Here is a 3733-nt window from a genome sequence, read left to right on the forward strand (position 1 = left end):
ACCGCACGCTCACCTTCGAGGAGCTGCGCGCGGGCGCGGAGCGGACCGCGGCCGGCCTCCATCCACGACCGCCGCCTGCGCCACGCCGGGGTGCCCGTTGAGCGCATGCTCGATCTCGCCCAGCTCGATGCGGAACCCACGGATCTTCACCTGGTCGTCGGTGCGGCCGATGTACTCGACCTGACCGTCCTTGTTCCACCGCACCAAATCCCCCGAGCGGTACATCCGCGCACCGGGCCCACCGAAGGGACAGGCCACGAACCGCTCCGAAGTCAACGCCGTCCGCCCGAGGTAACCCCGCGCCAGACCAACACCAGCCAGGTACAGCTCACCCACGACACCGGGCGCGACAGGACGCAACGCCGAATCCAGTACGTACACCTGCGCGTTCCAGATCGGCGTGCCGATCGGCACCCGCTCCGCGCCCGGCACGTGCTGCCAGCCGGTGACCTCCACCGACGCCTCAGTGGGCCCGTACATGTTGTGCACGCCGCAGTCAGGCAGCAGGTTGGTGACCTTGTTGGCCAGTGCGGCCGGGAAGACCTCGCCCGCGACCTCGATCCAGCGCAGACTCGTACACTCCTGCGCCGAGGACTCGGCGACGAACGCCTCCAGCAGCGAAGGCACGAAGTCCGCGCCGGTCACCCGCTCCCGCCGTATCAACTCCGCCAGGTACGCCGGATCCCGGCGTCCGTCCGGACGCGCGATGACCACAGCCGCACCCACCTGCAGCGGCGCGAACAGCTCGGGCACCGACACGTCGAAGCTCGCCGACGTGCTCACCAGCATCCGGTCCTCGACCGTGACGCCGAAGTGCTCCAGACCCCACGTGATCCGGTTCATGATCGACCGGTGCGACACCTGCACACCCTTCGGACCACCCGTGGACCCGGAAGTGAAGATGACATACGCGGCGTTGTCCGGCACCAGCACGCCCTCCGGGTTCGTCTCCGAGTACCCGGACACATCCGGAAGCGCCTCGTCGAGCAGCAGCAGCGGCTTCGCACTGTCGAGCACATGGCGCACCCGCTCCTCGGGCAGGTCGATATCGACCGGCACATAGGCCGCACCAGACTTGACCACGGCGTAGATCGCCACCAGCAGATCGACGGAGCGAGGCATACGCACGGCCACCAGCTGCTCGGGGCCTGCGCCCTGTGCAACCAGCCAGTGCGCCAGCTGGTTGGCACGCCGGTTGAACTCCCCGTAGGTCACTGTCTCGTCTTCGGCTGTCACGGCGACCGCGTCCGGAGTCCGCTTCACCTGAGCCTCGAACGCCGTCGGCAGCGTGCCCGATTCCATCATCGGATGCGCGGTGTCGTTGACCCGCCGCACCAGCCAGTCACGCTCCTCCTCCGCCAGCACCTCGATCGCCCCGACCGGCACCGACGGATCGGCGACCACTTGCCGCAGCACGCGCACGAACCGGTCGGCGATGTCGGCCGCCGCGTCGTGGTCCAGGAGGTCCTGCTGGTACTGCAGGGCCATCTGCAGCTGTGGATCGGTCCCGGCGGCCAGGATGACCGGGTAGTGCGTGCCCGCAAGGGGGCGCAGCCCGGTGATGGCCACACCGGCTGAGGAGTTGGCCTCGCCGATGGCTTCCCGGTCGACGGGGAATGACTCGAACACGACGAGTGTGTCGAACAGTGTGCTCAGCCCAGCGGCCTGTTGGATCTCCGCGAGGCTGTGGTGGTGATGGTCGAGCAAGGGCGCCTGTCGGGCCTGCAAGTCGGTGAGCAGGTCGGCGAAGGTCTCCTGCCGTTCGCAGTGCACCCGTACGGGGACGGTGTTGATGAACAGCCCGACCATGTCGTCGACGTCCTTCACCGTCGGCGGGCGGCCGGACACGGTGGCGCCGAAGAGGATGTCGGACTGCCCGGTCAGGTTCGCCAGGAGCACGGCCCAGGCGCCCTGCACGAGGGTGTTGAGCGTGACACCGAGCCGTGCGGCCAGGCGCGACAGGCCGTGCTTGTCCTCGAATGCCACTTCGAGGTTTCCGATGCCCGCGGAATCGTGCCTGGTCCCTGTGTTCGGCACGAGCAGAGTGGGCTCCTGCACGCCGTCGAGTTCGGCCGCCCACACGCGTGCGGATTCCTGGTGGTCATGCCGGGCGAGCCAGGACAGGAAGTCGCCGTAGTCGGGGATCGCGGGCAGACCGGCCGGGTCGCCGTTGGAGGCGTAGAGCAGCAGCAGGTCCCTCATGAGCAAGGGGGTGGACCAGCCGTCGAAGAGCACGTGGTGGGCGGTCAGCACGAGTTCGGCCCGGTCGGGTTCGAGGACGGCCAGTGCCAGCCGGATCAGTGGCGGGGTGTCCACCTCGAAGTGGGTGGTCCGGTCCTTGACGAGGAGCCGCTCGAAGGTCTCGGTGCGCTCCGGCTCGCCGGCCGCGGTCAGGTCGAGGTACTGCCACGGCAGGGTCACCGTCTCCGCCACCACCTGCACCACATCGCCGTCCGCGCGGTTGACGAACGCCGCGCGGAGGCTGGGGTAGCGGTCCAGCAGTGCCTGCCCGGCCCGGCGCATCCGCTCCGGATCGACCGCACCGGACAGATGGAACACCAACTGCATGTGGTAGGCGTCGAACTGCGCCCCGGCCAGCATCGACTGGAACAGGAGCCCGGACTGCGCAGGGATCGCAGGCCACACCGCGGCCAACTTGCCGAACCGGGCCTCCCAGGTCTCGATCTCCTCCTGGTGTACGTACACCAGGGGAGCGTCGGTCGGGGTCAGCCCGCCGGCCTCGGGGGTCGCGGCGTGCCGGGCCAGAGCGGTGAGCGCCTGGACCCACAGCTCGGCCAGTTCAGCCACCTCGTCGCGGGAGAGCACACCGGTCGGGAAGCCGAAGTAGGCGGTCAGCGCGTCACCGCGGCGGGTGTTGGTGGCCACCGCGTTGATCTCCAGTGCCGACAGCACGGGCATGTCGCCGTCCGGCGCGGCGACCAGGTCCCGGTGCGTGGTGTCCGGGCCCCAGCCCAGGCCGCGCAGTTCCTCGGGGATGTCCGCGCCGGAGGTCCGGCCGAGGTAGTTGAACCCGATCTGGGGTTCCCGCTGCCCGGCCAGCGCGGCAGCGGTGTCGGGGTTGAGGTGGCGCAGCAGGCCATAGCCCATGCCGGCATCGGGTACCGCCCGCAGTTGCTCCTTGACTGCCTTGATCGCCCGCCCGGCGGCCGGACCACCGGCGAAGGCGTCCGCCACGTCGATATCGGCCAGGTCCAGGCGCACCGGGTACATCGCGGTGAACCAGCCGACCGTCCCGGAGAGGTCCGCGCCTGGCACCAGATGCTCTTCCCTCCCGTGCCCTTCCAGCCGGACCAGCGTCGAGGACCCCGCAGGCAGGCCCCGCGTCCGGCGCCAGCGGGCCAGCGCCAGTGCCAGCCCTGCCAGCAGCCCCCCGTCGGCGCCGCCCCGGAACACCGCGGGCAGCTGGTTCAGCACGGTTTCCGTGACATCCACCGGCACCTGGACACGCACCGTGTCCACGGTGGCCGCGACATCGAGCGCCCGGTCCAGCTCCCTCGCCCCCAGCACGGGCCCGTCCCCGGCCAGGATCTGCTGCCACACCGGCAGTTCCGCCACCCGCTCCGGGGCGGCCGCCGCCTCCGTGAGCGCGTGCACCCACCGGCGCGACGACGTACCCACTCCTGCCCGTTCCGGGTCGCCGCCGGCTCGAACCCACTGCCAGGCGGGCACCAGGTCCGGAACCAGGATTCGCCACGACACCCCGTCGACGACC

Annotated in this window: 1 protein-coding gene; it reads right to left on the reverse strand. The window is 70.3% G+C overall.

Annotated elements, in window-relative coordinates; all coding sequences use genetic code 11:
* Positions 1-9: 9 nt before the first annotated feature.
* Positions 10-3720 (reverse strand): amino acid adenylation domain-containing protein, encoded by a 3711-nt coding sequence (locus O3Q52_RS50360; protein WP_269655126.1) that lies wholly within the window; start codon positions 3718-3720, stop codon positions 10-12.
* Between the last annotated feature and the right edge of the window lie 13 nt (positions 3721-3733).

This window comes from Streptomyces sp. ActVer (genome assembly GCF_027270795.1).
Taxonomy (GTDB): Bacteria; Actinomycetota; Actinomycetes; order Streptomycetales; family Streptomycetaceae; genus Streptomyces; species Streptomyces umbrinus_A.